The 23,573-nt window shown below is 74.0% G+C and carries 21 protein-coding genes and 1 pseudogene; 10 read left to right on the top strand and 12 right to left on the bottom strand.

The features are described from left to right. Positions 1-42 precede the first annotated feature (42 nt). Positions 43-1,494 (top strand): alkaline phosphatase PhoX, encoded by a 1,452-nt coding sequence (locus AB0411_RS34730; protein ID WP_366421227.1) that lies wholly within the window; start codon positions 43-45, stop codon positions 1,492-1,494. Positions 1,495-1,523: 29 nt separating this feature from the next. On the opposite strand, the gene AB0411_RS34725 is transcribed toward AB0411_RS34730, so the two are convergent. The 4 genes from AB0411_RS34725 to AB0411_RS34710 all read right to left on the bottom strand — a co-directional run bounded on the left by AB0411_RS34725 (position 1,524) and on the right by AB0411_RS34710 (position 5,249). Further along, positions 1,524-2,399, bottom strand: a complete 876-nt coding sequence (locus tag AB0411_RS34725) for a class I SAM-dependent methyltransferase (protein WP_366421226.1) — start codon at positions 2,397-2,399, stop codon at positions 1,524-1,526. A gap of 271 nt (positions 2,400-2,670) precedes the next feature. After that, on the bottom strand, positions 2,671-3,915 hold the full coding sequence (locus AB0411_RS34720; RefSeq protein ID WP_366421251.1) for a TerD family protein: 1,245 nt from the start codon (positions 3,913-3,915) through the stop codon (positions 2,671-2,673). A gap of 75 nt (positions 3,916-3,990) precedes the next feature. Further along, positions 3,991-4,263: a GlsB/YeaQ/YmgE family stress response membrane protein gene (locus AB0411_RS34715; RefSeq protein WP_086721970.1), complete on the bottom strand. Its 273-nt coding sequence runs from the start codon at positions 4,261-4,263 to the stop codon at positions 3,991-3,993. Positions 4,264-4,439: 176 nt separating this feature from the next. Further along, entirely contained in the window at positions 4,440-5,249 is an 810-nt protein-coding gene (locus tag AB0411_RS34710) for an NAD-dependent epimerase/dehydratase family protein (protein ID WP_366421225.1), read from the bottom strand. 208 nt (positions 5,250-5,457) lie between these two features. Here AB0411_RS34710 and AB0411_RS34705 point away from each other — a divergent pair, with 208 nt between their 5' ends. Both AB0411_RS34705 and AB0411_RS34700 read left to right on the top strand, forming a co-directional pair. Next, positions 5,458-6,465, top strand: a complete 1,008-nt coding sequence (locus AB0411_RS34705) for a 5-dehydro-4-deoxyglucarate dehydratase (protein ID WP_437044320.1) — start codon at positions 5,458-5,460, stop codon at positions 6,463-6,465. After that, positions 6,465-7,694: a hypothetical protein gene (locus tag AB0411_RS34700; protein ID WP_366421223.1), complete on the top strand. Its 1,230-nt coding sequence runs from the start codon at positions 6,465-6,467 to the stop codon at positions 7,692-7,694. Before AB0411_RS34705 ends, AB0411_RS34700 begins: the two co-directional genes overlap by 1 nt. A gap of 133 nt (positions 7,695-7,827) precedes the next feature. Here the strand turns inward: AB0411_RS34700 and AB0411_RS34695 are convergent, their stop codons facing one another. From AB0411_RS34695 to AB0411_RS34685, 3 genes and pseudogenes are all read right to left on the bottom strand, one after another. Further along, positions 7,828-8,538, bottom strand: a complete 711-nt coding sequence (locus tag AB0411_RS34695) for a response regulator transcription factor (RefSeq protein WP_366421222.1) — start codon at positions 8,536-8,538, stop codon at positions 7,828-7,830. 248 nt (positions 8,539-8,786) lie between these two features. Beyond that, positions 8,787-9,950: pseudogene (locus AB0411_RS34690) on the bottom strand (sensor histidine kinase); the annotation flags it as partial. Positions 9,951-10,176: 226 nt separating this feature from the next. After that, the gene (locus tag AB0411_RS34685) at positions 10,177-10,947 is read right to left on the bottom strand and encodes an IclR family transcriptional regulator (protein ID WP_366421220.1); all 771 of its coding nucleotides are present in this window, start codon (positions 10,945-10,947) and stop codon (positions 10,177-10,179) included. A gap of 136 nt (positions 10,948-11,083) precedes the next feature. On the opposite strand from AB0411_RS34685, the gene AB0411_RS34680 reads away from it, so the two are divergent. Together AB0411_RS34680 and AB0411_RS34675 are read left to right on the top strand one after the other, a co-directional pair. Next, positions 11,084-12,625, top strand: coding sequence for an aldehyde dehydrogenase (NADP(+)) (locus AB0411_RS34680; protein ID WP_366421219.1), 1,542 nt, complete (start codon positions 11,084-11,086; stop codon positions 12,623-12,625). Between the two features lie 5 nt (positions 12,626-12,630). Beyond that, entirely contained in the window at positions 12,631-13,170 is a 540-nt protein-coding gene (locus AB0411_RS34675) for a GNAT family N-acetyltransferase (RefSeq protein ID WP_366421218.1), read from the top strand. On the opposite strand, the gene AB0411_RS34670 is transcribed toward AB0411_RS34675, so the two are convergent. Then, positions 13,121-13,810, bottom strand: a complete 690-nt coding sequence (locus tag AB0411_RS34670) for a class I SAM-dependent methyltransferase (protein ID WP_366421217.1) — start codon at positions 13,808-13,810, stop codon at positions 13,121-13,123. The two genes, AB0411_RS34675 and AB0411_RS34670, sit on opposite strands and share 50 nt — an antisense overlap. Positions 13,811-13,889: 79 nt before the next feature. Here AB0411_RS34670 and AB0411_RS34665 point away from each other — a divergent pair, with 79 nt between their 5' ends. The 3 genes from AB0411_RS34665 to AB0411_RS34655 all read left to right on the top strand — a co-directional run bounded on the left by AB0411_RS34665 (position 13,890) and on the right by AB0411_RS34655 (position 16,933). Beyond that, complete coding sequence (locus AB0411_RS34665) at positions 13,890-14,594, top strand: DsbA family oxidoreductase (RefSeq protein ID WP_366421216.1); 705 nt, start codon at positions 13,890-13,892, stop codon at positions 14,592-14,594. 113 nt (positions 14,595-14,707) lie between these two features. After that, positions 14,708-15,769 (top strand): aminotransferase class V-fold PLP-dependent enzyme, encoded by a 1,062-nt coding sequence (locus AB0411_RS34660; RefSeq protein WP_366421215.1) that lies wholly within the window; start codon positions 14,708-14,710, stop codon positions 15,767-15,769. A 93-nt stretch (positions 15,770-15,862) separates the two neighbouring features. Then, entirely contained in the window at positions 15,863-16,933 is a 1,071-nt protein-coding gene (locus tag AB0411_RS34655) for an alkene reductase (protein WP_366421214.1), read from the top strand. A 124-nt stretch (positions 16,934-17,057) separates the two neighbouring features. Here AB0411_RS34655 and thpD read toward each other — a convergent pair whose 3' ends face one another. The 4 genes from thpD to ectA all read right to left on the bottom strand — a co-directional run bounded on the left by thpD (position 17,058) and on the right by ectA (position 20,489). Continuing rightward, positions 17,058-17,957 carry an ectoine hydroxylase gene (gene thpD / locus AB0411_RS34650; protein ID WP_366421213.1) on the bottom strand — a complete coding sequence of 300 codons (900 nt, stop codon included), beginning with the start codon at positions 17,955-17,957 and terminating at the stop codon, positions 17,058-17,060. A 97-nt stretch (positions 17,958-18,054) separates the two neighbouring features. Next, a complete protein-coding gene (locus AB0411_RS34645; RefSeq protein WP_366421212.1) occupies positions 18,055-18,471 on the bottom strand; it encodes an ectoine synthase in 417 nt (138 codons plus the stop codon). Between the two features lie 46 nt (positions 18,472-18,517). Then, positions 18,518-19,786, bottom strand: a complete 1,269-nt coding sequence (ectB, locus tag AB0411_RS34640; RefSeq protein WP_366421211.1) for a diaminobutyrate--2-oxoglutarate transaminase — start codon at positions 19,784-19,786, stop codon at positions 18,518-18,520. A gap of 136 nt (positions 19,787-19,922) precedes the next feature. Then, positions 19,923-20,489 carry a diaminobutyrate acetyltransferase gene (ectA, locus tag AB0411_RS34635; protein ID WP_366421210.1) on the bottom strand — a complete coding sequence of 189 codons (567 nt, stop codon included), beginning with the start codon at positions 20,487-20,489 and terminating at the stop codon, positions 19,923-19,925. A 575-nt stretch (positions 20,490-21,064) separates the two neighbouring features. On the opposite strand from ectA, the gene AB0411_RS34630 reads away from it, so the two are divergent. Together AB0411_RS34630 and AB0411_RS34625 are read left to right on the top strand one after the other, a co-directional pair. Next, positions 21,065-22,156, top strand: coding sequence for an amidohydrolase family protein (locus AB0411_RS34630; RefSeq protein ID WP_366421250.1), 1,092 nt, complete (start codon positions 21,065-21,067; stop codon positions 22,154-22,156). A 313-nt stretch (positions 22,157-22,469) separates the two neighbouring features. Next, complete coding sequence (locus AB0411_RS34625) at positions 22,470-23,447, top strand: SCO1860 family LAETG-anchored protein (protein ID WP_366421249.1); 978 nt, start codon at positions 22,470-22,472, stop codon at positions 23,445-23,447. Positions 23,448-23,573 lie beyond the last annotated feature (126 nt).

Genomic DNA, 23,573 nt, shown 5'->3' with positions numbered 1-23,573 from the left:
GCAGGCACAGGGGAGAAGACACCGGCCATCCAGGAGATGAGAATGCCGCTCACCCGCAGAGACTTCGCCAAGCGTTCCGCCCTCGCCGGCGCGGGGGTCACGCTGGCCGGCAGCGTCGGGGTGCTGGCCACCGCGCCCGGAGCCATCGGCGAGGAGTTGCCGGACGCCGCACAGGACGGCGCGGCGGACGGCCACGGCGCCGGCTACGGCCCGCTGGTCCCGGACCCGGAGGGCATCCTCGCGCTGCCCGCCGGATTCTCGTACCGGATCATCACCCGGACCGGCGTCACCAAGCTCGACAGCGGTGAGTCCACCCCCTCCAACCACGACGGCACCGGCACCTTCCCGGGCCACCGCGGCACCACCCTCCTGGTCAACAACCACGAGCTGAAGGGCCCGCGCGCCGACTGGCCGCACCCGGTGCCGCTGGCCGAGGGGCTGGTCTACGACCCGGCGGCGTCCGGCGGCTGCACCGTCGTCGAGGTCGCCAAGGACGGTACGCCGGTCGGCGAGTGGGTGGGGATCGCCGGTACCTCCACCAACTGCGCGGGCGGAACCACCCCGTGGGGCACCTGGCTCACCTGCGAGGAGAGCGAGGACAAGGCCGGCGAGCACGGCATGACCAAGGACCACGGCTACGCCTTCGAGGTCGACCCGCACGACCGCCGGGCGGGCCGCGACCCCCGCCCCGTCAAGGCGCTGGGCCGCTACGCCCACGAAGCGGTGGTCGTCGACCCCCGGCGCGGCCACCTCTACCTGACCGAGGACGCCTCCGACCCCAACGGCCTGTTCTACCGCTGGACCCCGCCGCACGGCTTCCGCCACGGCCGCGGACAGCTGCGCACCCTCGCCGACGACGCCGGCGTGCTGGAGGCCTTCAAGTGCTTCGACTCCGGCGGCCGGTTCGTCGACGACCTCTCGCGTGCCACCAAGCCCGGCACCGTCTACGGCGTCGACTGGGTCGAGGTCCCCGACCGCGACGCCCGCAAGGTGTCGGTGCGCAAGCAGTTCACGGCCGGTGAGGTCACCCGCGCCCGCAAGCTGGAGGGCCTGTGGTGGGCCGACGGCGGCGCGTACGTGGTGTCGTCGTACGCCCGGGACGAGAGCCCGGTCCAGCACGACGGCCAGGTCTGGTTCTACGACCCGCGGCGGCGGACCCTGACGCTGAAGGTGCTGCTCGGCGTCAACAAGGAGCCGTCGAAGGACGGCGCCCTGGACGGCCCCGACAACATCACCGTCTCGCCCTACGGCGGGCTGGTCATCGCCGAGGACGGCGAGGGCGTACAGCACCTCTTCGGGGCCACCGACGACGGCCGGACCTACCCGATCGCCCGCAACGAGCTCAACATCGGCACCGCGGAGGAGCCGGAGTTCAGCGAGTTCACCGGGCCGGTGTTCTCCCCGGACGGCCGCACGCTGTTCGCCAACATCCAGGAGCCCGGCATCATGCTGGCCATCACCGGCCCCTGGAAGCGGCACCGCCGTCAGCGGTAGCACCGCCCCGGCGGCGGCCGGCGGGTGTCTCAGCCCGCCCCGGCCGTGAGCAGGTAGTAGTCCAGCAGCCCGGTCTCGTACGCCGTCAGATAGCGGCGCGGCCACTCGTCGCGGAGGGCGGGCTGCTGGGCCATGTAGCGGTCGTAGCACTCCCAGACGCCGTCGCCGATGGACCGCACCCGGACCTCGCGCAGCCCCGCCGCGGTCAGCGCCGCGGCGGCCTCGTCGATCACGTGCGGGACGTCCAGGCCGTCGGCGTACGGGGGCAGCAGGGCCGGCAGCGCCCGGGCGGCCTCCGGGGTGCGGGCGAAGAAGGTCGTCAGCGCCAGCCGGCCGCCCGGGCGCAGGACCCGCGCCGCCTCCCGGGCGAAACCGGGCAGATCGCGGAAGTGCTGCGCCGCCTCGACGGAGAAGAGGCAGTCGACGCAGCCGTCGGGGAGCGGGATGTCCTGGGCCGCGCCCCGCAGGAACTCCAGCCGCCCCGGGGAGCCCGCGCGGGGGGCGAGCAGCGCCGCGTTCGCCTCCCGGGCACGGGCGATCTGGTCGGGGTGCGCGTCCATGCCGATGACGCTGCCCAGGCCGAACTCCCGCAGCGCCAGCGCGGAGCCCAGCCCGCGTCCGCAGCCCACCTCCAGGGCGGTGCGGCCCTGCGGCCGGTCGAAGGCACCGAGCACCAGGCGGTAGAGGTCCTGCTCGCTGCGCACCCGGTCGTCCTCGGTCAGCGGGCGGCCGGCGGGGCCGGGCAGCCCCGTCCAGTAGCCGAAATTGATGAAGCCGCCGGCGAAGGCGGGGACGGTGCTGAGGTCGAACTCGCCGTAGACCCGGGCGACCCGGTCGGGAAGGTCCGGGGACGCTGGGCCGTCCGGGGGGTCGGCGGGTTGGGCAGGCGGCGGATGCTGCGTCATCGAACGCTCCTCATGTGTGCCGTGGGGACGCGCCGTGACGGGCCGGACCAAGGCGGCCGTGACGGTGCGGGGCGAAGGGCGTGGCGGGAAAGGCGACGGTCGGGGCGGGCGGACGGGGACCGGGCGGCGGTGCGCCGCACGGCACGGACGCCGCGAGGGGCGGGCACGGACGCCACAATTTTCGGTCCTGGACCGGTCCCGCACCAGGGAGGGCGCCGCCCGCGCGTCCCCGACGCGCCCGGAGGCCGTCGGGGACGCGGGGGTCAGCGGTTCACAGGGCCTGCGCGGCGGGCTTGACCATCCCGCGCACCGTACGGGCGTCGACGAACTCGCCCATCGCGGTCATCTCCCACTCGCCGGAGAACTGACGGATCAGCTTCGCCATCATCACGCCGGTACGGGGCTCGGCGTGGGTGAGGTCGAAGCGGACCAGCTCCGCGCCGCTCTGGGTGTCCACCAGGCGGCAGTACGCCTTGGCGACATCGGAGAACTTCTGGCCGGAGAAGGAGTTCACGACGAAGACCAGGCCGGTCACCTCCGGGGGCACCCCGCCGAGGTGCACGGTGATCGCCTCGTCGTCGCCGGCGCCCTCGCCGGTGAGGTTGTCACCGGAGTGCTGGATCGCGCCGCCCAGGATCATCAGCTTGCCGAAGAAGCAGTTGTCGATCTTCTTGCGGTCCGGGCCGTAGGCGATGACCGAGGCGTCCAGGTCGATGCTCTTGCCGCGGAAGGCGGGCTCCCAGCCGAGGCCCATCGTGACCGAGGTGAGCAGCGGCCGGCCGCCCTTGACCAGCGACACGGTCTGGTTCTTCTGGAGGCTGACGCGGCCCTTGTCGAGGTTGATCTTGCCGGTGCCGGGGGCGGACGCCGCTGCCGGGGCGGCGGCCGGGGCCGGGGGTGCGGCGGCCGGCGGCGGGGCGGCCGGGGCCGGGGTGCCCGCCGGCGGTCCCCACTGGGCCGCGGGGGCCGGGGGAGCGGGCGGTGCCGGGGGAGCCGGGGGTGCCTGCGGGGCGGCGGCCGGGGCCGGTTCCTCCACGGTGACGCCGAAGTCGGTGGCGATCCCCGCCAGGCCGTTGGCGTAGCCCTGGCCGACGGCCCGGACCTTCCAGACGCCGCCGCGGCGGTAGATCTCGACGACCACCAGCGCGGTCTCGGGCCCCAGCCGCGGCGGGGTGAAGGAGGCGATGACGCTGCCGTCGTCGGCGTTGCGGACCGTGCCGGTCGGCTCGGTGCCGGCGAAGGTCGCGCCGGGGGCGTCCGGACTCGCGGTGACCACGATCTTCTCGATGCCCTCGGGGACGGCGGCGGTGTCGACCGTGATGGTGTCGCCGCCGCCGGCCGCGGCGGAGTGCGTCACGCCCGGTCCGCTGGGCTGGTTGTAGAACACGAAGTCGTCGTCGGAGCGCACCTTGCCGTCGGCGGCGAGCAGCAGGCCCGACACGTCCAGCCGCACGGGGGCGGTGACGTCCACCGCCACCCGCACGGCGTTGAGCGGGAGGTTCGAGCCAGGAGTCATAGCGGTCATGCCGGGCTCAACGATCGGCCCGCCTTTGCGGTTCCATTACCTGCGGCCGGCCGCACCCCGGCCCGGTCACCGGCGTTCCCGGGAGTTGCCGAAGAGCAGCCGGTAGGCGATCAGCAGGACCAGGGCCCCGGCGATCGAGGCGATCCACATGGACGGTTCGCCGAAGTCCTTGGGGATCGGGCGGTGCAGGAACTTGGTGGAGAGCCAGCCGCCGATGAAGGACCCGACGATGCCGATGAGGGTCGTGCCGACGATGCCGCCCGGGTCCCGTCCCGGCAGCAGGACCTTCGCGATGATGCCCGCGATCAGCCCCAGTACGAGCCAGCTGACGATGCCCATGATGCGTTCCTCGTTCCTGCGCGACGGGTGGGTACACAGACCAGGACGCCGACCGGGCGGCGGGGGTTCCGCGGGGTGGCAGGGGCCACGTTCTCCCGGGCCGGGCACCGCGGCCGGGCAGCCGGCAGGTGCGGACCCCGGGCGGACGCGTCAGCACCGTCACCGGGGCGGACGCCTCAGTGCCGCCACCGCGGCGGGTCGGTGCAGAAGGTGCCGCCGAGGTGGGCGTGGTCGGGGTTCCCGGCCTCCAGCGCGCCCTGGGCGGCGAGCAGCTCTTCCGCGTACGGCTCGGAGTCGTCCTGCGGCTCGTACCCCAGGGCGCGGGCGCTCGACAGGTCCCACCATAGGCGGGTGTTGGCGGAGGAGCCGTAGACGACGGTGTGGCCCACGCCGGGTGCGGTGAGCGCGGCGTGCAGCAGCCGGGCGCAGTCGGCCGGGCTCAGCCAGATCGACAGCATCCGCACCGAGGTCGGCTCGGGGAAGCAGGAGCCGATGCGGACCGAGACCGTCTCGATGCCGTGCCGGTCCCAGTAGAGCGAGGCCAGATCCTCGCCGAAGCCCTTGGACAGCCCGTAGTAGGTGTCGGGACGGCGGGGCGTGCCGACGGGGATGGCACCGGAGCCGTCCGCGGGGCGCGGGGTGAAGCCGACGGCGTGGTTGGAGGAGGCGAAGACGACACGGCGGACGCCCGCCTCGCGCGCCGCCTCGTAGAGGTGGTGCACGCCCTCGATGTTGGCGCGCACGATCTCCTCGAACCCGGCCTCCAGGGAGATGCCGGCGAGATGGATCACCGCGTCGACCCCGCGCACCGCCTCGCGCAGCGCCCCGGTGTCGGCCAACTCGGCGGTGATCGCGTCCGGTTCGCCCTCGACGGGGCGCCGGTCGAAGAGCCGCAGCCGGTACCCGTAGGGCGGCAGCAGCTCGCGCATCAGGGTGCCGAGCCCGCCGGCGGCGCCGGTGAGCAGGACGGTGCGGGGTGCGGTCATGGGCGGTACTCCTCCGGCTGAACTCCAGGGCTGACTGCCCGTCGGCATTCAGATGTGTGGACACGCTAGGAAGCGGGATCTCGGCCGGTCAAGACGCTTGACGGGGCGGGTGAATCCGCTTGCGGCGCGGGAGTTGCGCACTCTTGACCGGTCCGGGAGGGCTACTCTAGCGTGACCACGTTCAGAAACATGGACACCAATCAGAGGCATGCACGAGCAGGTATGCCAGGGAGAACCCGTGACCCCAGACGCTCCCCCAGCTGCCGCTGGGAGGTCCCCCCGACTCGCCGACCGCCTCGACGGAGTGCTCTTCTTCCCCGTGACCGCGTACGGGTCCGACGGCGCCCTGGACCTGACGGCCTTCCGTGCCCATGTACGCGCGGGCGTCGAAGCGGGCGCCGCCGCCGTCTTCGCCTGCTGCGGCACCGGCGAGTTCCATGCCCTCGCGCCCGGGGAGTTCGCCGACTGCGTCGCGGCCGCGGTCGAGGAGGCCGCGGAGAGGGTCCCGGTGATCGCCGGTGCGGGCTACGGCACCGCGCTGGCCGCCCAGTTCGCCGGCCTCGCCCACGAAGCGGGCGCCGACGGCCTGCTGGCCATGCCGCCCTACCTCGTCGCCGCGGGACAGGAGGGGCTGCTGCGGCACTACACCGAACTCGCCGCCGCCACCCCGCTCCCCGTCATCGTCTACCAGCGCGACAACGCCGTTCTCACCCCGGCCTCCGTCGCCGCCCTGGCCCGGACCGAGGGCATCATCGGGCTCAAGGACGGCATCGGCGACCTCGAGCTGCTGCAGCGGATCATCAGCACCGTCCGCACCGACGCCCCCGACGAGGACTTCCTCTACTTCAACGGCCTGCCCACCGCCGAACTCACCGGCCCCGCCTACCTCGGCCTGGGCGTCCGTCTCTACTCCTCCGCCGTCTTCGCCTTCGCCCCAGAGATCGCCCTCGCCTTCCACCGCGCGCTGACCTGCGGCGACGACGACACCGTACAGCGGCTGACGGACGGCTTCTTCCGGCCGCTGGTCGACCTGCGCAACCAGGGCCACGGCTATGCGGTCTCGCTGGTCAAGGCGGGTGTGCGGCTGCGCGGCCTGGACGTCGGCGAGGTCCGCGCGCCGCTGTGCGAACCGGCCCCCGCGCATGTCACGGAGCTGGCCGAACTGATCGACCACGGCCTGGCGCTGGTCGGGTACCCGGCGGGGGACGGCGACTGATGCGCGCCGGCGCGTTCCTCTACCCCTGGGACGTGGTCGGTGACCCGGACGCCGCGGCCCGCCTCGCCGGACTCGGCATCCAGCAGGTCACCCTGGCCTCCGCCTATCACTCCACCCGCGCCCTCACCCCGCGCCACCCCCGCCACCGCATCGTCACCGCCCGGCACGCCGCCGTCCTCTACCCTCCCGACCCCGCCCGCTGGGCCGGCCGCGCGCTGCGCCCCGCCACCCAGGACTGGACGGCGGGACCCGACCCGTTCGGCACGGCCGCGCGGGCGCTGGCGGACGCGGGGCTGGAGGTGCACACCTGGGTCGTCCTGGCGCACAACTCCCGCCTGGGTGCCGCGCATCCGTCCGCCGTCGTCCGCAACGCCTACGGCGACCCGTACCCGTGGGCGCCGTGCATCGCCCGGCCCGAGGTGCGCGAGTACCTCGTCGACCTGGCCGCAGAGGCGGCCGTACGCCCCGGCGCCCGGGGCACCGAGCTGGAGTCCTGCGGCTGGTACGGGCTGGCGCATCTGCACGCCCACGACAAGACCGCCGGGGTCGTGCTGTCCGGCGCCGCGCAGTACCTGATGTCGGTCTGCTTCTGCACGGTGTGCGCGGCCGGCTACACCCGGCTGGGCCTGCCCGCACGGGAGGTGCGCGCCGCCGTGGTGCGGGCCCTGGAGCCGCACTGGGCGGGCGCCCGGCCCGCTCCGGCGGACCGGGCCGGGGAGTGGGCCGCGGTCGAGGAACAGCTCGGCGCGGAGCCGGCGGGCGTGCTGCGCACCTGGCGGGACGGTGCCGCCGCCGCGCTGCGGCGGCAGGCCGTGGGCGCGGTGCGGCAGGCCGCGGCCGAGGGGTTCCGGGTGCTGCTGCACGCCGATCCCGCCGCGCACCGCTGTGGCGCCGACGCCGGTGCGGACCCGGCCGGGGCGCTGGCGGTCGCCGACGGTGTGGTGCTGCCGTGCACCGGCGACGCAGCCGCCCGCGCCGCGGTGCTCGGCCCGTTCGCCGCCCGCCCGGCCGGGGCCGGGGAGGCGGTGGTCGCCGCCAACTTCACCGTGGTCTCCGGCCTGGGCGGCAGCCCCGGCAGCCTCGCCGCCGACGCCGCGCACGCCGCCTCGCTGGGCGCGAACGCCCTGCGGCTCTACCACGCGGGCCTGGCGAGCGACCGCGACCTGGCGGCCGTACGGGACGGACTGCGCGAGATCGGGGACACCTCCGGGACCGGGCCCGCCTGCTGACCCGTCCCGCCGGGTAGGCCCGAGACCGGGGGCCCGTTCACCCCGTACGGGCCTCCCCTACGGTTCCGCCCTGCCCCGCCCTCGTCCCCGCGCCCGCCCCGCCCTCGTCCCCGCGCCCGCGCCCGCCCCGCCCTCACCCCGGCCGGACGAACCCGCACTCGTACGCGGCGATCACCGCCTGGGTCCGGTCCCGCACCCCGAGCTTGGCCAGCACTCCCGCCACATGCGTCTTGACCGTGGCCGGGCCCACCCCCAGCCGGTCCGCGATCTCGGCGTTCGTCAGCCCGGCCGTCATCAGCCGCAGCACCGCCCGCTCCCGCCCGGACAGCCTGGCCCGCAGCGCCGCCGCCGCGTCGGCCGCGGCCCGCTCCCCGGCGTGCCGGGCGGCCAGCCGGCGGACCGCCGCGGGGAACAGCAGCGAGTCGCTGCGCGCCACCAGCCGTACGGCCTGCACCAGGTCCTCCGCTCCGGACCGCTTGAGCAGGAACCCGCTGGCGCCGGCCCGCAGCGCGTCGTAGACGTAGGCGTCGTTCTCGAAGGTGGTCACCACGATGATGCGGGGCGGCTCCGGCATCCCGGCCAGCACCTGCTCGGTCGCCCGGATGCCGTCGATCTCCGGCATCCGTACGTCCATCAGCACGAGGTCCGGGCGCAGCGCACGGATCAGCCCGACCGCCTCCGCGCCGGTCGACGCCTCGCCGACGACCTCCATGTCCGGCTCGGCGCCCAGGATCGCGCGCAGCGCCGTCCGCACCATCCGCTCGTCGTCGGCGAGCACGAGGCGCAGCGGGCGGGGGCCGTCCCCGCCGTGGGCCCCGGGGCCGTTCTCCTGCCGTGTGGTCATGTCACCTGGTGTGGTCATGCCATCTGGTGTGGTCATGCGCCGCTCACCCCGTTCCCGTCCCTGGCCCCGTTCCCGTCCCCGGCCCCGGCCCCGGCCCCGTCCCTGGCCCCGGCTCCGGTCCCGTCCCCGTCCGTGGCCCCGTCCCCGGTCGTGGGCCCCTTTCCCGGCCGGGGGGCCGATGCCCTTCCGTGCTCCGCTCCTGGCACTGTCGCCCCCGTCGCCCCCGTCGCCCCCGTCGCCCCCGTCGCCCCCGCCGACGGCAGCCGGACCGCCAGCCGCCACACGCCGTCCCGGGCCGCGGCCGTCGCCTCGCCGCCCAGCAGCCGGGCCCGCTCGGCGATCCCCCGCAGCCCGCGGCCGCCGCCGGGACGGGCCGCCGTGGCGGAGCGGGCGACCGGGGGAGCGGCCACCGGATTCTCCATCAGGATCGTCAACTCTCCCTCGGTCGCCCGCAGATGCAGCCGGACCGGTACCGGACCGGCATGCCGCAGCGCATTGCCGAGGCCCTCCTGCACGATCCGGTAGGCCTCCCGCGAGACCACCGGCGCCAGCTGGGCGCACCGCCCCTCGACCACCGCCTCGACCACCACGCCCGCCGCCCGGGTCCGGCCGAGCAGCGCCGGAAGGCCGTCCAGGGTGGGTGCGGGCGCGGCGGGATCGGTGCCGTCCTCCGCGCGCAGCAGGCCCAGTACGGTGTCCAGTTCGGCGACCGCCTCGCGGGTGGTCTCCTCGATGGCGGCCAGCGCCCGGCGGGCGAACTCCGGGTCGGCGTCGAGCACCCGGCGGGCCGCGCCCGCCTGGAGGGTGACCGCGCTCAGCGCGTGCCCGACGGCGTCGTGCAGCTCGCGGGCCAGCCGGTTGCGGGTCGCCAGGTCGGCGGCCCGGCGTTCGGCGGCGGCCAGCCGGTCGGCGGGCGTCGGCCCCAGCAGCACCGGGGCCAGGCGCCCCAGCAGCGCGCCGGCCCCCCAGGCGGTGCCGGTCATCAGGGCCAGCAGCGCCAGCCCCGCGAGCGGCCCCAGGACGCCGGGCAGCTCGGGCCAGCCCTGCGCGGTGTGCCGCAGCGGATCGGCGAACGGCAGCAGCAGGAGCACGATCGCGGCCGGCGGCGCGGACAGCGTCATACCGCTGACGATGCCGCCCGCCAGCAGATGGGCCGTGAACCACAGCGCCGTGCGCCGCCGGGCCGCCCACGAGAGCGCCGGCCCCTCGGCCAGCAGCTCGGCGGGCACCGCGCACAGCGAGCGTACGGCGGCCACCTCCAGCGGCCGCACCAGCGGGAAGAGCAGCCCGGCGAGGGCGGCCGGCGGCAGCGCACAGCCGAACGCGACGAACTGCCAGCGCACGTCCCGCAGCGGGTCGGCGCCGTCCACCACGGGCGGGATCACCACCGAGACCAGCAGGAGGAACGGCATCAACAGCGCGCCGCCCAGCACCAGATGGACCCAGCGCCTGCCGGTCAGCCGCACCGGACGGCCTCGTGTGCGGCGGTGCCGGGCGGTGGCGGCTGCGGCGCCCGTGCGGGGCGGCCGGTGCGGGGGTCCATGGCGGCCAGCCTTCCGGAGGCCGCCCCCGGAGCGCGTCGGTCCCGGCGACGATCCGCCTCCGCCGTACGGGGGAGGCGACGGCCCGGCCGGGGCGTCACAGCCGCCGGGTGGCCAGCGTCAGCCGGTCGCGGGCGTCGAACAGGGTGTCCTTGATCATCTGCTCATGGGCCGGGGTCAGCCGGGCCACCGGCACCGAGCAGCTGATCGCGTCCCTGGCCGGGGTGCGGTAGGGGATCGCGACACCGAAACAGCGCAGGCCCAGGGTGTTCTCCTCGCGGTCGACCGCATAGCCCTGCTCGCGCACCGCGTGCAGCTCCTCGATCAGCTGCTCGCGGTCGGTGAGGGTGTGCTCGGTCAGCTGCGCGAGGGCCGGCGGCAGCATCGCCCGCACCTGGTCGTCGGTGTACGTGGCGAGCAGCGCCTTGCCCAGCGAGGTCGAGTGCGCGGGCAGCCGCCGGCCGACGCGGGTGAAGGGCCGCAGGTAGTGCTGCGACTGGCGGGTGGCGAGGTAGACGACGTTGGTGCCGTCCAGGCGGGCGAGGTGGATGGTCTCCGTGGTGTCGTCGGAGAGCCGGTCCAGCGTCGGCCGGGCCGCGGCGACCACCTCGTCGCCGTCGATGTAGGACGTGCCGACCAGCAGCGCGCGCACGCCGATGCCGTAGCGGGTGCCGGTGGCGTCGGTCTCCACCCAGCCCAGGTCGACCAGGGTGCGCAGCAGCATGTAGAGGCTGGACTTCGGGTAGCCGACGGCCTCCTGGACGGACGCCAGGCTGTGCATGCCGGGGCGGCCCGCGAAGTACTCGAGCAACTCCACCGTCCGCACGGCGGATTTGACCTGAGATCCACCGGTCTCGGCAGCTGACATCGCCCTTGACCCCTCTGTTCCGACAGCCATAGAGTCCCGTTGTTCACCATCTGGGACAGCGTTCAGCATATCGAACGCTCCGCAGTGCGGCAGGACGTGGAAAGACTCGGCAGGCATCGCCCGGGAGGAATGCACGGTGACAGCAGCACCAGTCTGGAGTGTCGACCCCCGAACCGGGAAGCAGCGGGAGCAGGTTGCGGTGGAGGCCACAGCCGACGAGGTGGATACCGTGGTCCGCGCGGCCCACGCCGCCCGTGGCGCGCTCGCCGACCGTGGCCTGCGCACCGCTTTGCTGCGCCGCGCCGCCGACCTGCTCGACGAGGCGGGCGAGGCGGTCATCGAGGCCGCCGACGCCGAGACCGCCCTCGGCCCCGGCCGCCTCACCGGCGAACTCGGCCGCACCACCTACCAGTTGCGGTCCTTCGCGGACCAGGTGGCGGAGGGCTCCTTCCTCGACGTACGGATCGACCACGCCGATCCCGGCCTCACCCCGCCCCGGCCCGACCTGCGCCGCTACAAGATCCCGCTGGGCGCCGTCGCGGTCTACTCCGCCAGCAACTTCCCGCTCGCCTTCTCGGTCCCGGGCGGCGACACCGCCAGCGCGCTCGCGGCCGGCTGCCCCGTCGTCGTCAAGGCGCACCCGGACCACCCCGCCACCTCCGAGCTGTGCGCCGCGCTGCTGCGCCGGGCCGCCGCCGAGGTCGGGCTGCCGGAGGGCGTGCTGCACCTGGTGCACGGCTTCCAGGCCGGTATCGACCTGGTGCGCCACCCGCTGATCACCGGGGCCGGGTTCACCGGCTCGGTGCGCGGCGGCCGCGCGCTGTACGACGCCGCCGCGGCCCGCCCGCACCCCATCCCCTTCCACGGCGAGCTGGGCAGCCTCAACCCCGTCGTGGTCACCGAGGCCGCGGCCCGGGAGCGCGCCGAGCAGATCGGCGCCGGGCTGGCCGGCGCGATGACGCTCGGCGTCGGACAGTTCTGCGTCAAGCCGGGCCTGGTCCTGGTGCCCGGGGGAGCGGCGGGCGACCGGCTGCTGACGTCGCTGACCGCCGCGGTCAGCGACACCGAGGCCGGGGTGCTGCTCGACCACCGGATGCGGGAGGCCTTCCTCGACGGGGTGCGCACCCGTGCCGCCCTCCCCGACGTCGAGGCGCCGGTGACCCCCGGCGCGGGCGGCCCGCACACCGTCAGCGGCGGCTTCCTCGCCGTCCCCGCCGCCCGCCTCGCCGCCGACGGCCCGCACGACCTCCTCCTGGAGGAGTGCTTCGGCCCGGTCACCGTCGTCGCCCGCTACACCGACGAGGCCGAGATCCGCGCCGTCCTCGCCCGGCTGCCCGGCAACCTCTCCGCGACCCTCCAGCTCGGCGACGCGGAGAGCGCCGGCACCGACGACGAGGGCGCCGGAGCCCGGCTGCTGGCCGAGGTCACCCCGCTCGCCGGCCGGGTGGTCGTCAACGGCTGGCCGACCGGTGTCGCGGTCGCCCCCGCCCAGCACCACGGCGGCCCCTACCCGGCCACCACGTCCACCTCCACCTCCGTCGGCGGCACCGCCGTCGAACGCTGGCTGCGCCCGGTCGCCTACCAGGACGCCCCCGCCGCGCTGCTGCCGCCCGAGCTGCGCGAGGACAACCCGCTCGGCCTGCCGCGGCGGGTCGACGACCGCGCCGAGGGCGCGTAGGCGCCGTGCGCCCCGCCCCCGACGCCGCCCTCCAGGTCCGCGCCGCGACCCGCGCGGACCTGCCGGCGATCGCCGCCCTGCACACCGGCGCCCGCGCCGCCCTGCACCGCGCCCGCTTCCCCGACGCCCCCTTCGACGCCCCGGCCGAGCACACCCGCTGGCACGACGCCTGGTCGCGCGTCCTGGCGGAGGACGGCACCCCCGTACTGTGCGCCGTACGCCACGGCGCGGTCGTCGGCGCGGCCTCCTACCGCCGGCGCGACGGCGCGGGCCGGCCGGCCGTCACGCTCCACCAGCTCCATGTCGACCCCGGCCACTGGGGCACCGGCATCGGCCGCGCCCTGCACGCCTCCTGCCTGCGGGCCTGGCACACGGACGGCTTCACCCGGGCGGGCCTCGACGTGCTCTGGCACAACCACCGCGCCCGCGGCTTCTACGCGGGCCTCGGCTGGCGCCCCGACCCGGACCGCCGCCCCGCCCCGGACGCCACCCACCTCACCCTGACACTGGACCTGGCGACGGCTCCGGCCCGGCCGGCTCCCTGACGGCGATGAGCTGCAGCCGCTCCGCCGTCCGCCCGTCCAGCGTGCCCACCACCCCCGCCCGCTCCTTGCGCACCGCGAAGCCGGCCTCCCGCAGCAGCCCGCGCAACCGCTCCGGCGGATGGTGCCGGAACACCCCGCCGTCGGGCGTCTCGAAGACCCCGTACGTCCCGTAGCGGTCCGCGAACCGCGCATACCGCTCGCGGTTGAGCGCATCGCCCTGCAGCGGCACATCGCTCAGGTACACCACCCCGCCGGGCCGCACCAGCCGCCCCAGCTCCGCGACGATCGCCGTCTGGTCCGCGTCCCCGGGAACGCAGGTGAGCACCGCGAACAGCAGCGCCGCGTCGAAGGCGCCGTCCTCGAACGGCAGCGGGAACCCGGCGCAGTGCAGGAGCTCCAGCCCCGGATGCTCGCGCCGGCCCCGCGCGATCAGCGCCGCCGAGACATCCACCCCGCGCACCGCGCGGTACCCGAGCCCGGCCAGCTCGGCGGTCAGCCGCCCGTAGCCGCACCCGTAGTCCAGTACCCGCGCGCTGTGCGGCACATAGGCGTCCAGCAGCGCCGGATCGAGCGGATGGGTGAAGGTCTTGGCCGATCCGGTCGTCTCCCAGAAGCCGAGAAATCCCTGTGACGAGGTCATGCGGGGACGGTACCCACGGAATACCCCGCCGCCCCCCGGGGTTGCCCCGGGACACATCCACGACGAGGAAAGCCGGCTCATGCGCGTCGAAATCTGGTCCGACATCGCCTGCCCCTGGTGCTACATCGGCAAGGCCCGCTTCGAGGCCGGGCTCGCCGCCTTTGCGCACCGCGACCGTGTCGAGGTGGTGCACCGCTCCTTCGAGCTGGACCCGAAGGCACCGGCCGCCACCGACGTCCCGGTGCTCGACATGCTCGCCGCGAAGTACGGCGTCACCCGTGAGCAGGCCGGGGCGATGGAGGCCCGGGTCGCCGAGGCGGCCGCCGGGGAGGGGCTCGGCTACCGCTCCGACCGGATCCACGGCAACACCTTCGACCTGCACCGGCTGCTGCACGCCGCCGCCGCGCACGGGGTACAGGACGCGGTGCTCGACGCCTTCTACCGCGCCAACTTCGCCGAGGCCAGGACGCTCGGCGACCCCGCCGTGCTCCGTGCGGTCGCCGTCGGCGCCGGGCTGCCCGCCGAGGAGGCCGACCGGGTGCTCGCCGACCCCGGCGCCTATGCCCAGGAGGTGCGCGCCGACGAGCGCGAGGCCGCGGAGCTGGGCGCCACCGGCGTCCCGTTCTTCGTCATCGACCGCCGCTACGGCATCTCCGGCGGCCAGCCCGCCGAGGTCTTCCGGCAGGCGCTGGAGCGCGCGCACGAGGAGGCCCCGGTGCGGCCCGCGGCGGACGGCGAGGCCGCGGTGTGCGGCGACGACGGCTGCGCCGTGCCCGGGAAGTGACCGCGGGCCGGCCCGTACGCACCCCCTGTGACCTGCACGGATAAGGAGCACTTGCGGGCCGGCCAAGCGGATTCGCCATGGACGCGGCGCAGTTCGGCGAGCACAGTGGGGTCATGCAGCGACTCGAGCCACTCGGCGGGGACGAATTCGCCCCCGAGACGACCTATCTGAACTCCGCCTCCAGCGGACTCCTTCCCCGGCGCAGCGCCGCCGCGGTGCGCGCGGCCCTGGAGGAATCCGCCTCCTACGGCACCATGGGCCGCGACTACTTCGCCGCCGCCACGGCCTCCCGGGCCGCCTTCGCCCGGCTGCTGGACGTCCCCGCCGAGCGGGTCGCCGTCGGCAGCTCGGTCGCGGTGCAGTCCGCGTTCGTCGCCGCCTCGCTCCCGGCGGGATCCGAAGTGCTCGCCCCTGAAGGCGACTTCAGCTCGCTGGTCAATCCGCTCGCCGCCCACCCGGGCATCAAGCTGCGCACCGTGCCGCTGGAGGCGCTCGCCGACGAGGTGCGCCCCGGCACCGCGCTGGTCGCCTTCAGCGCCGTGCAGTCCCTGGACGGCCGGATCGCCGACATGCCGGCGATCCGCGAGGCCGCCCGGGCCCACGGGGCGCGCACCTACCTGGACATCACCCAGGCCGCCGGCTGGCTGCCGCTGCGCGCCGCGGACTTCGACTTCGTGGTCGCCGGCGCCTTCAAGTGGCTGCTGTGCCCGCGCGGGGCGACCTTCATGACGTTCGGCGGGGACGTCGGGCGGGGCGAGGAGTGGCCCGCCGCACTCCACGCGGGCTGGGTCGCGGGGGAGGACATCGGCGAGTCCAACTACGGGCCGATCCGGCCGGCGGCCACCGCCCGGCGCTTCGACGAACCCCACGCCCACTACTCCTACATCGGCGCCGAGCACTCCCTCGGTCTCCTCAAGGAGCTGGGCGTGTCCGCCATCCACGCCCACAACACCGCGCTCGCCGACCGCTACCGCGCGGGGCTGGCCGAGCGCGGTCTGACGCCCCGCCACGCGCCCGGCTCGGCGATCGTCTCCACCCCCGGGCTCGCGGACGCGGAGGGCCGGCTCGCGGAGGCGGGCGTGCGGGTCGCGGTGCGCGGGGGGCTGCTGCGCGCGGCCTTCCACCTCTACAACTCGACCGACGACGTGGACCGGCTGCTGAGCCTGCTGGACTAGGTGCCGGGGGAGGACGGGGCGGGCGCGGGAGCGGCGGAGAAGCTGATGTAATGGACAACGATCTTGTTCCGCACAGCAGTTGAGAGGCCCTCAGTGACCACCGCGTTCGACCCCGTCGACCTCGCCGGCATCCCGCTCGCCAACCGCATCGTGATGGCCCCGATGACCCGCAACCGCGCCACCGGGGGCGGCGGGGTGCCGACCGACTCGATGGTCACGTACTACGCCCAGCGCGCCTCGGCCGGGCTGATCGTCACCGAGGCCAGCCAGACCTGCGTCGTGGGCCAGGGCTACCCCTTCACCCCGGGGCTGCACACGCCCGAGCAGGTCGCCGGCTGGCGCCGGGTGACCGACGCGGTGCACGCCGCCGGCGGCCGGATCTTCGCGCAGCTGTGGCACGGCGGCCGGATCGGCCACCCGGTGCTGCTGCCGGACGGGCTGGTCCCGGTCGGCCCGTCCCCCGTGGCCGCGGCCTGCCAGGTCTTCACCGAGGACGGCATGAAGGACTGCGTCACCCCGCACGAGCTCACCGACGCCGAAATCCGCACGACCGTCGAGGAGTTCGCGGCCGCGGCCCGCAACGCCGTCGAGGCGGGCTTCGACGGCGTGGAGATCCACGGCGCCAACGGCTACCTCGTGCACCAGTTCCTGGCCCCCAACAGCAATCTGCGCACCGACGGCTGGGGCGGTCCGGGCCAGGGCCGTATCCGCTTCGCCGTCGAGGTCACCCGGGCGGTGGCCGAGGCGGTCGGGGCCCACCGCACCGGTCTGCGGCTCTCCCCGGGCAACCCGTTCAACGGCATCGAGGAGCCGGCCCCCGAGCCGCTCTACACCGCGCTGCTGCAGGCCGTCGAGCCCCTGGGCCTGGCCTATCTGCACCTGTGCGACGTGCCCGACCACGAGCTGATCGCGCGCCTGCGCCGGCACTTCACCGGCCCCCTCGTCCTCAACCCGGCCGACGACGGGCGCCCCGCCGGCCCCGAGGACCTGCCGCTGGTCGAGGACGGCACGGCCGATCTGCTGGCCTTCGGGCGGCAGTTCCTCGCCAACCCCGACCTGCCCCGGCGGCTCGCCCGCGGCGGCCCCTTCAACACCCCCGTCCGGGAGAGCTTCTACGGCGGCGACGACACCGGCTACCTGGACTACCCGGCGCTGGACGCCTGAGGACACACCGCCCGCGCGGGGCGGTCCCGGCCCCGGGCCCCGCGCGGCAGGCACCGCACACACCAGCGCGGCCGCCGCACAGTCCCTGCTGTGCGGCAGCCGCGCCACCCGTGCTCCGCCGTGCCTACCGCACCGGCGTGAAGTCCCGGGCTCCGATGTACTCCGGGCGCCGGACCGGCGCCGCGAACGGCTCCACCGCTTCGTTGTCCACGCTGTTGAAGACGATGAAGACATTGCTGCGCGGGTACGGCGTGATGTTGTCGCCCGAACCGTGCATGGCGTTGCAGTCGAACCACGTCGCCGAGCCGGCCTTGCCGGTGAACAGCCGGATGCCGTGCTTGTCGGCCATCTTCGTCAGCACCTCGTCCGACGGGATGCCCGCGTCCTGCATCTGCAGCGACCGCTTGTAGTTGTCCTTCGGCGTCTCGCCCTCACAGCCCACGAAGTGCTGGTGCGAGCCGGGCATGATCATCAAGCCGCCGTTGGTGTCGTAGTTCTCCGTCAGCGCGATCGAGACCGACACGGTGCGCATGTTCGGCAGTCCGTCCTCGGCGTGCCAGGTCTCGAAGTCCGAGTGCCAGTAGAAGCCGGAGGCACCGAAGCCGGGCTTCACATTGATCCGCGACTGGTGGACGTAGACGTCCGAGCCGAGGATCTGCCGGGCACGGCCGACCACACGCGGGTCGGAGACCAGCTTGGCGAACACCTCGCTGATCTTGTGCACCTCGAACACGGTCCGTACGTCCTGGGACTTCGGCTCGACGATGGAGCGCGGGTCGGCGCGCATCGTCGGGTCGAGGACGAGACGATCCAGTTCGGCGCGGTACACCGCGACTTCTTCCGCCGTCAGCAGCTCCCCGATGGCGAAAAAGCCGTCGCGTTCGAAGTCGCTCAGCTCGGACGGCGCGAACGGGCCGGCCGTTCCGGGCTGCGACCACACCACCGGGTCCTTCCGCGGGGTGATGACCTCAGCGGTCCCACGGGTCGGGTACAGGTCGGCGGTGCGCTCGGGTGCGGTGGTCATGGTGTTGCCTTCCTCTCCTCTCGTACGGTCTCTGGCTTCCGTGCGTGTGGGCGTGCCTTCCTCATCTGCCGGACGGGGCAGGCGGCTGCCGACGCCGTCAGACCGACTCGGTCTCCGGCTCGGGCTCGGTGAGCAGCGGGTAGACCCCGTTCTCGTCGTGGTCCTCACGGCCGGTGACCGGCGGGTTGAAGACGCAGACGCAGCGGAAGTCCTTCTTGATCCGCATGGTGTGCTTCTCGTGCCCGTCGAGCAGGTACATCGTGCCGGGCGTGATGAGGTGCTTCTCGCCGGTCTCGTCGTTCGTGAGCTCGGCCTCGCCCTCTACGCAGAGTACGGCTTCGATGTGGTTCGCGTACCACATCGAGGTCTCCGTACCGGCGTACAGGGTGGTCTCGTGCAGCGAGAAGCCGACGCGCTCCTTGGCGAGCACGATGCGCTTGCTCTCCCAGGTACCCGACTTGGCCTTGACGTGGCGGTCGGTGCCCTCGATGTCCTTGAAGGATCGGACGATCACGGTGACTCGGTGCCTTTCTGTGGAACGGTAAGGAACTCTGGAGTGGTCAGACGCAGTCGCGGACCGCGCGGGCGAGGATCCGCAGGCCCTCGTCCAGCTCCTCGGGGGTGGTCGTCAGTGCGGGAAGCAGCTTGACGACCTCGCTCTCCGGGCCGGAGGTCTCGATCAGCAGACCCAGCTCGAAGGCGCGCTTGGCTATCTTGTCGGCGACGGGCTTGTCGTTGAGCTCCATGCCCCACACCAGGCCGCGGCCGCGGTACTCGGCGATGGCCTCCGGGTGCTCCTCGGCGATGGCCTTGAGGTGTGCTTCGACGATCTCACCGCGGGCGAGAGTCTGCTTCTCCATCTGGCCGTCGGCCCAGTAGGTGTCCAGCGTCGCGGCGGCGGTGACGAACGCCGGGTTGTTGCCGCGGAAGGTGCCGTTGTGCTCGCCCGGCTCCCAGATGTCCAGCTCAGGCTTGAACAGGGTGAGCGCGAGCGGCAGGCCGTAGCCGCTGATGGACTTCGACACGGTGACGATGTCCGGCACGATGCCCGCCTCCTCGAAGGAGAAGAAGGCACCCGTACGGCCGCAACCCATCTGGATGTCGTCGACGATGAGCAGCATGTCCCAGCGCTCGCACAGCTCGGACAGGGCGCGCAGCCACTCGGCACGGGCGACGTTGATGCCGCCCTCGCCCTGGACCGTCTCGACGATCACGGCGGCGGGCCGGTTCAGGCCGGAGCCCTGGTCCTCCAGCAGCCGCTCGAACCACAGGAAGTCCGGGTAGGTGCCGTCGAGGTAGTTGTCGAACGGCATCGGGGTGCCGTGGACCAGCGGGATACCGGCACCGGCGCGCTTCATGGAGTTGCCGGTGACGGCGAGGGCGCCCAGCGACATGCCGTGGAAGGCGTTGGTGAAGGACACGATCGACTCGCGGCCCTTGACCTTACGGGCCAGTTTCAGCGCGGCCTCGACGGAGTTGGCGCCCGTCGGGCCCGGGAACATGACCTTGTAGGGCAGGTCGCGCGGCCGCAGGATGATGTTCTGGAAGGACTCCAGGAACGCCCGCTTGGCCGTGGTGGACATGTCCAGGCCGTGGGTGACGCCGTCCCGCTCGATGTAGTCGATCAGGGCGCGTTTGAGCACCGGGTTGTTGTGCCCGTAGTTGAGCGAGCCGGCCCCGGCGAAGAAGTCGAGGTAGGTGTGGCCGTCCTCGTCGGTCATGCGGCTGCCCTGCGCGCGGTCGAACACGGTGGGCCAGCTGCGGCAGTAGCTGCGGACCTCGGACTCCACGGTCTCGAAGACGCTCAGATCGGGCTGGGTGATGGTCACAACATGCTCCTGGGAGATGAGTGGCGAAAAGGATCAGGAAGTCTGTGGGGGCTGGGCGGTGCCGGCGGTGTCACGGGTGTGGTGCCGGCTCCCGCGTGGCCGCTGCGGCGCGGTGGCCGCGCGCGGTCCTGGGGCGTCAGTGCTCCGGGCGGGCCGGTGGCTCGAACGGGCCGATGAGGTGCAGCACCTCCGGCTCGTGGCCCTGCTCCGGGAACAGCCCCGCGTCGAAGAGCACCTCACGCTTGATCGGCACGGAGTGCCGCTCGGCGAAGGACGCGAACAGCCGGTTGGAGGCGGCGTTGTCGGGGGTGATGGTGGTCTCGACGAAACGCATGCCCAGCTCGTCCACGGCCCGGGCGCTGAGCCCGTCCAGGAGCGCGGCGGCGAGCCCCTGGCCACGGTGCGCGTCGTCGACGGCTACCTGCCAGACGACGAGGGTGTCCGGGCGCTCGGGGCGGATGTATCCGGTGACGAAGGCGGCCGGCTCGCCCTCCGCGTCGCGGGCGACGACGGAGGTGGCGGCGAAGTCGCGACACCACAGGAGGTAGCTGTAGGAGGAGTTGAGGTCCAGCGCCTTCGAGTCGCGGGCGATACGCCAGATCGCGGCTCCGTCCTCCACGCGTGGGGTGTCGAGCTTGAAGCCCTCCGGAAATTCTCTGATATCGCTTCGGGCACCTGCATGGTCTGCTTGTGCGGCGGTCATAGAAATTAAATTTACCCAGGGAAAAAGGAAATTGCATCGTGGGCAGGGGTTACGGAAGCGCCGAAGATGTGTTATCGCGCGGGGGCGCCCGGACGCGCGATGCCACCGCGTGATGTCCCAATTTGACCTGGATGTTCGGGGCGAAACGGACACGGTGTGTAGTCGGTCACAGCTCCGTAACGTCGATGAGATCCGTCCGAATTACGGAACCTGACACCCTCAAAATCGTGGCGTTTGAGCTGCGGAAAAGCGGGCAGAAGAATACGGGAAGCTGTACTCCAGGGAAATGGGAATTCGTCCCCGGAAGGCTGGGCGCAAGGCCCATCGAAACCCGCGCGACAAGGCCGTGGCAAGGGCTGCGGGAACATGCGCGAGAAGATGTCCCAAAGCGTGCGGAGAACGTACGCAAAGCCGTGCACGGAACGTGCGGAAGCTCCACGGAGAGCGACCGGGACGAAAGGCGCGGCGAGGTGGCTGATTTCGGGGGAACGATCGGGGGAATGCGCCCGCGCGATGCGCCCGGCGGCCGCTGCCGCACGCAGCGTGACGCCGCCTAGAGTGCCGGTATGACGTCCATGAGCGAAGGTGCGGTGCTGCACCTCAAGGGGAGGGTCCTCGTCGGACCGGACGACGTGCGCGACGAGCTGTGGGTCGTCGGGGGCCGGGTCACCTACGACCGGCCGGCCATGGCACGGGATGCCACCACCGTGACGGGCTGGGTACTGCCCGGCCTGGTCGACGCCCACTGCCACGTGGGCCTGGACGCGCACGGCCCGGTGGACGCCCCCACCAGCGAGAAGCAGGCGCTCACCGACCGTGACGCCGGCACCCTGCTGATCCGTGACGCCGGCTCCCCGTCCGACACCCGCTGGATCGACGACCGCGAGGACCTGCCGCGGATCATCCGCGCCGGCCGCCACATCGCCCGCACCAAGCGCTACATCCGCAACTACGCGCACGAGATCGAGCCGGAGGACCTGGTCGCCTACGTCGCCCAGGAGGCCCGCCGAGGCGACGGCTGGGTCAAGCTCGTCGGCGACTGGATCGACCGCTCCACGGGCGATCTGGAGGCCTGCTGGCCGCCGGGCGCGGTCGCGGCGGCCATCGCCGAGGCCCACCGGCTGGGCGCCCGGGTGACGGCCCACTGCTTCGCCGAGGACTCCCTCGCCCCGCTCGTCGAGGCCGGCATCGACTGCATCGAGCACGCCACCGGGCTCACCGAGGAGACCATCCCGCTGTTCGCGGAGCGCGGCGTCGCCATCGTGCCCACGCTCGTCAACATCGCCACCTTCCCGCGGCTCGCCGACGGCGGCGCGGAGAAGTTCCCGCGCTGGGCGGACCACATGCGGCGGCTGCACGCACGCCGCTACGACACCGTGCGGGCGGCCTACGACGCCGGCGTGCCGGTCTTCGCCGGCACGGACGCCGGCGGCTCGCTCGCCCACGGCCTGGTCGCCGAGGAGGTCGCCGAGCTGACCCGGGCCGGCCTGTCCGCCGTGGCGGCCCTCTCCGCCACCACCTGGGGCGCCAGGGACTGGCTCGGCCGCCCCGGCCTCACCGAGGGCGCCCCGGCGGACCTGGTGGTCTACGGGAGCGATCCGCGCGAGGACGTCCGGGTGCTGGCCGCGCCGCGGCGGGTGGTGCTGCGCGGGCAGGTCGTGGGATAGGCGGGGGGCGGCTGCGCCCTGGTGCCCGAAGGGGTGACCCGGGGCAACCGGGCCGGTCAACCCGGGTCACCCGGGCGGTGTGACCGCTGTGGCGGGGGTGGTGCCCCGTGCTGCGGGAATCGAACAATTACGCGAAAACCACCCATTGGGATGAACTGACGTCGCGTGGCTGCCCGTTCACCCTCCGTGCGGACACGATGTGCGGGTCGAGGTCGTCGGCCCGCGTGATGTCCCCCATTGGCGCGGCCGGCGGCTCCATTTCTCCTGTGAGGGTTCCACACACGTGTCCACCAGTCCCACCTGCTCCTTCGGCATGCCCCGGCGCCTCGCCACGACCGTCGTCGCCACCGCACTCACGGCCGGCCCCGTCCTCCTGCTCGGCGCCGTCCCCGCGCATGCCACCGGAGCCCACGGCCCGGCCCGCGGCACCGCCGACGCGGTCGTGCTGCGCACCGGCCTGAACGTCGGGCTGCTCCACAAGACGCTCGACGTCCCGCTGAACACCTCCCTCAACGAGGTGCACGCCCCGGCCTCGGCGTCCAAGACGGCGCTCACCGTCCGCCTCGACGGCATCGACCACGGCAGGCCGTTCAGCGTGCTGCGCGCCGACGTCGCCACCGCGCGGGCCACCACGGGCCACGGCAGGACCGAGGGCTACGCCCACCTCGTGCGGGCGAAGGTGCACGTGCCCGGCCTGGTGCTGCGGTCCCTGATCGAGGTCCAGCAGGTCACCGCCAAGGCGGTGTGCGAGGCGGGCGAGCGGCCCCGGGCCGAGGCCAATGTGCTGGGCGACGTCCTCGTGCTGGGCAAGCGGGTGCGGCTCACGGCCGGCGGGACGACCGAGGTCGAGGTGCCGGGGGTGGGCGAGGTGCGGCTCGACCTGTCCCGGAAGAACGTCCAGTCCAAGAGCGCCGCGGCCACCGCGCTCGACCTGAAGGTGTCCCTCAACCCGCTCAAGCTCGGCGTCGCCGAGGTGCGCGGCGGGGTCACGCTGGCCCGGGCCGCCTGCACCGCGCCGGGCGTCAAGGCCCCCGAGCACCACGGCACCGGCGGCGGCACCGAGCCCACCGCGGGCACGAAGCCCGCGGGCGGCAGCAAGCCGGCCGGCGGCAAGGACACCGAGGTGACCGGGGCCGGCTCGCGGCCCAGCACCCAGAACCTCGCGGAGACCGGCGGCAGTTCGGCCACCCCGTACCTCGCCGGCGGCGCGGCCCTGCTGGTCGCCGCGGGCGCCGGATCGGTCGCCTACGCCCGCCGGCGCCGCAACGCCGCACAGGGCGGCCGCGACTGACGGACCCCGTACCCCGCGCCCGGTGCTGTGGGGGCGTCGCGCGCGGGGTACGGCCGAGGTGCGCCGGCCGGGCCGGAGACAGCCGGTACGGCGCACCTCACCCTCGCCGGGGGCCCTCCGACGTGG

Source organism: Streptomyces angustmyceticus, assembly GCF_040701845.1.
Taxonomy (GTDB): domain Bacteria; phylum Actinomycetota; class Actinomycetes; order Streptomycetales; family Streptomycetaceae; genus Streptomyces; species Streptomyces angustmyceticus_A.
Note: the sequence above shows the minus strand (reverse complement) of the source record. Positions and strands in the feature narration are given on the sequence as shown.

Coding starts and splice junctions, on each gene's coding strand:
- AB0411_RS34730 (WP_366421227.1), top strand. CDS start 43: ATGCCGCTCACCCGCAGAGACTTCGCCAAGCGTTCCGCCCTCGCCGGC.
- AB0411_RS34725 (WP_366421226.1), bottom strand. CDS start 2,399: ATGACGCAGCATCCGCCGCCTGCCCAACCCGCCGACCCCCCGGACGGC.
- AB0411_RS34720 (WP_366421251.1), bottom strand. CDS start 3,915: ATGACTCCTGGCTCGAACCTCCCGCTCAACGCCGTGCGGGTGGCGGTG.
- AB0411_RS34715 (WP_086721970.1), bottom strand. CDS start 4,263: ATGGGCATCGTCAGCTGGCTCGTACTGGGGCTGATCGCGGGCATCATC.
- AB0411_RS34710 (WP_366421225.1), bottom strand. CDS start 5,249: ATGACCGCACCCCGCACCGTCCTGCTCACCGGCGCCGCCGGCGGGCTC.
- AB0411_RS34705 (WP_437044320.1), top strand. CDS start 5,458: ATGCACGAGCAGGTATGCCAGGGAGAACCCGTGACCCCAGACGCTCCC.
- AB0411_RS34700 (WP_366421223.1), top strand. CDS start 6,465: ATGCGCGCCGGCGCGTTCCTCTACCCCTGGGACGTGGTCGGTGACCCG.
- AB0411_RS34695 (WP_366421222.1), bottom strand. CDS start 8,538: ATGACCACACGGCAGGAGAACGGCCCCGGGGCCCACGGCGGGGACGGC.
- AB0411_RS34685 (WP_366421220.1), bottom strand. CDS start 10,947: ATGTCAGCTGCCGAGACCGGTGGATCTCAGGTCAAATCCGCCGTGCGG.
- AB0411_RS34670 (WP_366421217.1), bottom strand. CDS start 13,810: ATGACCTCGTCACAGGGATTTCTCGGCTTCTGGGAGACGACCGGATCG.
- AB0411_RS34665 (WP_366421216.1), top strand. CDS start 13,890: ATGCGCGTCGAAATCTGGTCCGACATCGCCTGCCCCTGGTGCTACATC.
- AB0411_RS34660 (WP_366421215.1), top strand. CDS start 14,708: ATGCAGCGACTCGAGCCACTCGGCGGGGACGAATTCGCCCCCGAGACG.
- thpD (WP_366421213.1), bottom strand. CDS start 17,957: ATGACCACCGCACCCGAGCGCACCGCCGACCTGTACCCGACCCGTGGG.
- ectA (WP_366421210.1), bottom strand. CDS start 20,489: ATGACCGCCGCACAAGCAGACCATGCAGGTGCCCGAAGCGATATCAGA.
- AB0411_RS34630 (WP_366421250.1), top strand. CDS start 21,065: ATGAGCGAAGGTGCGGTGCTGCACCTCAAGGGGAGGGTCCTCGTCGGA.
- AB0411_RS34625 (WP_366421249.1), top strand. CDS start 22,470: ATGCCCCGGCGCCTCGCCACGACCGTCGTCGCCACCGCACTCACGGCC.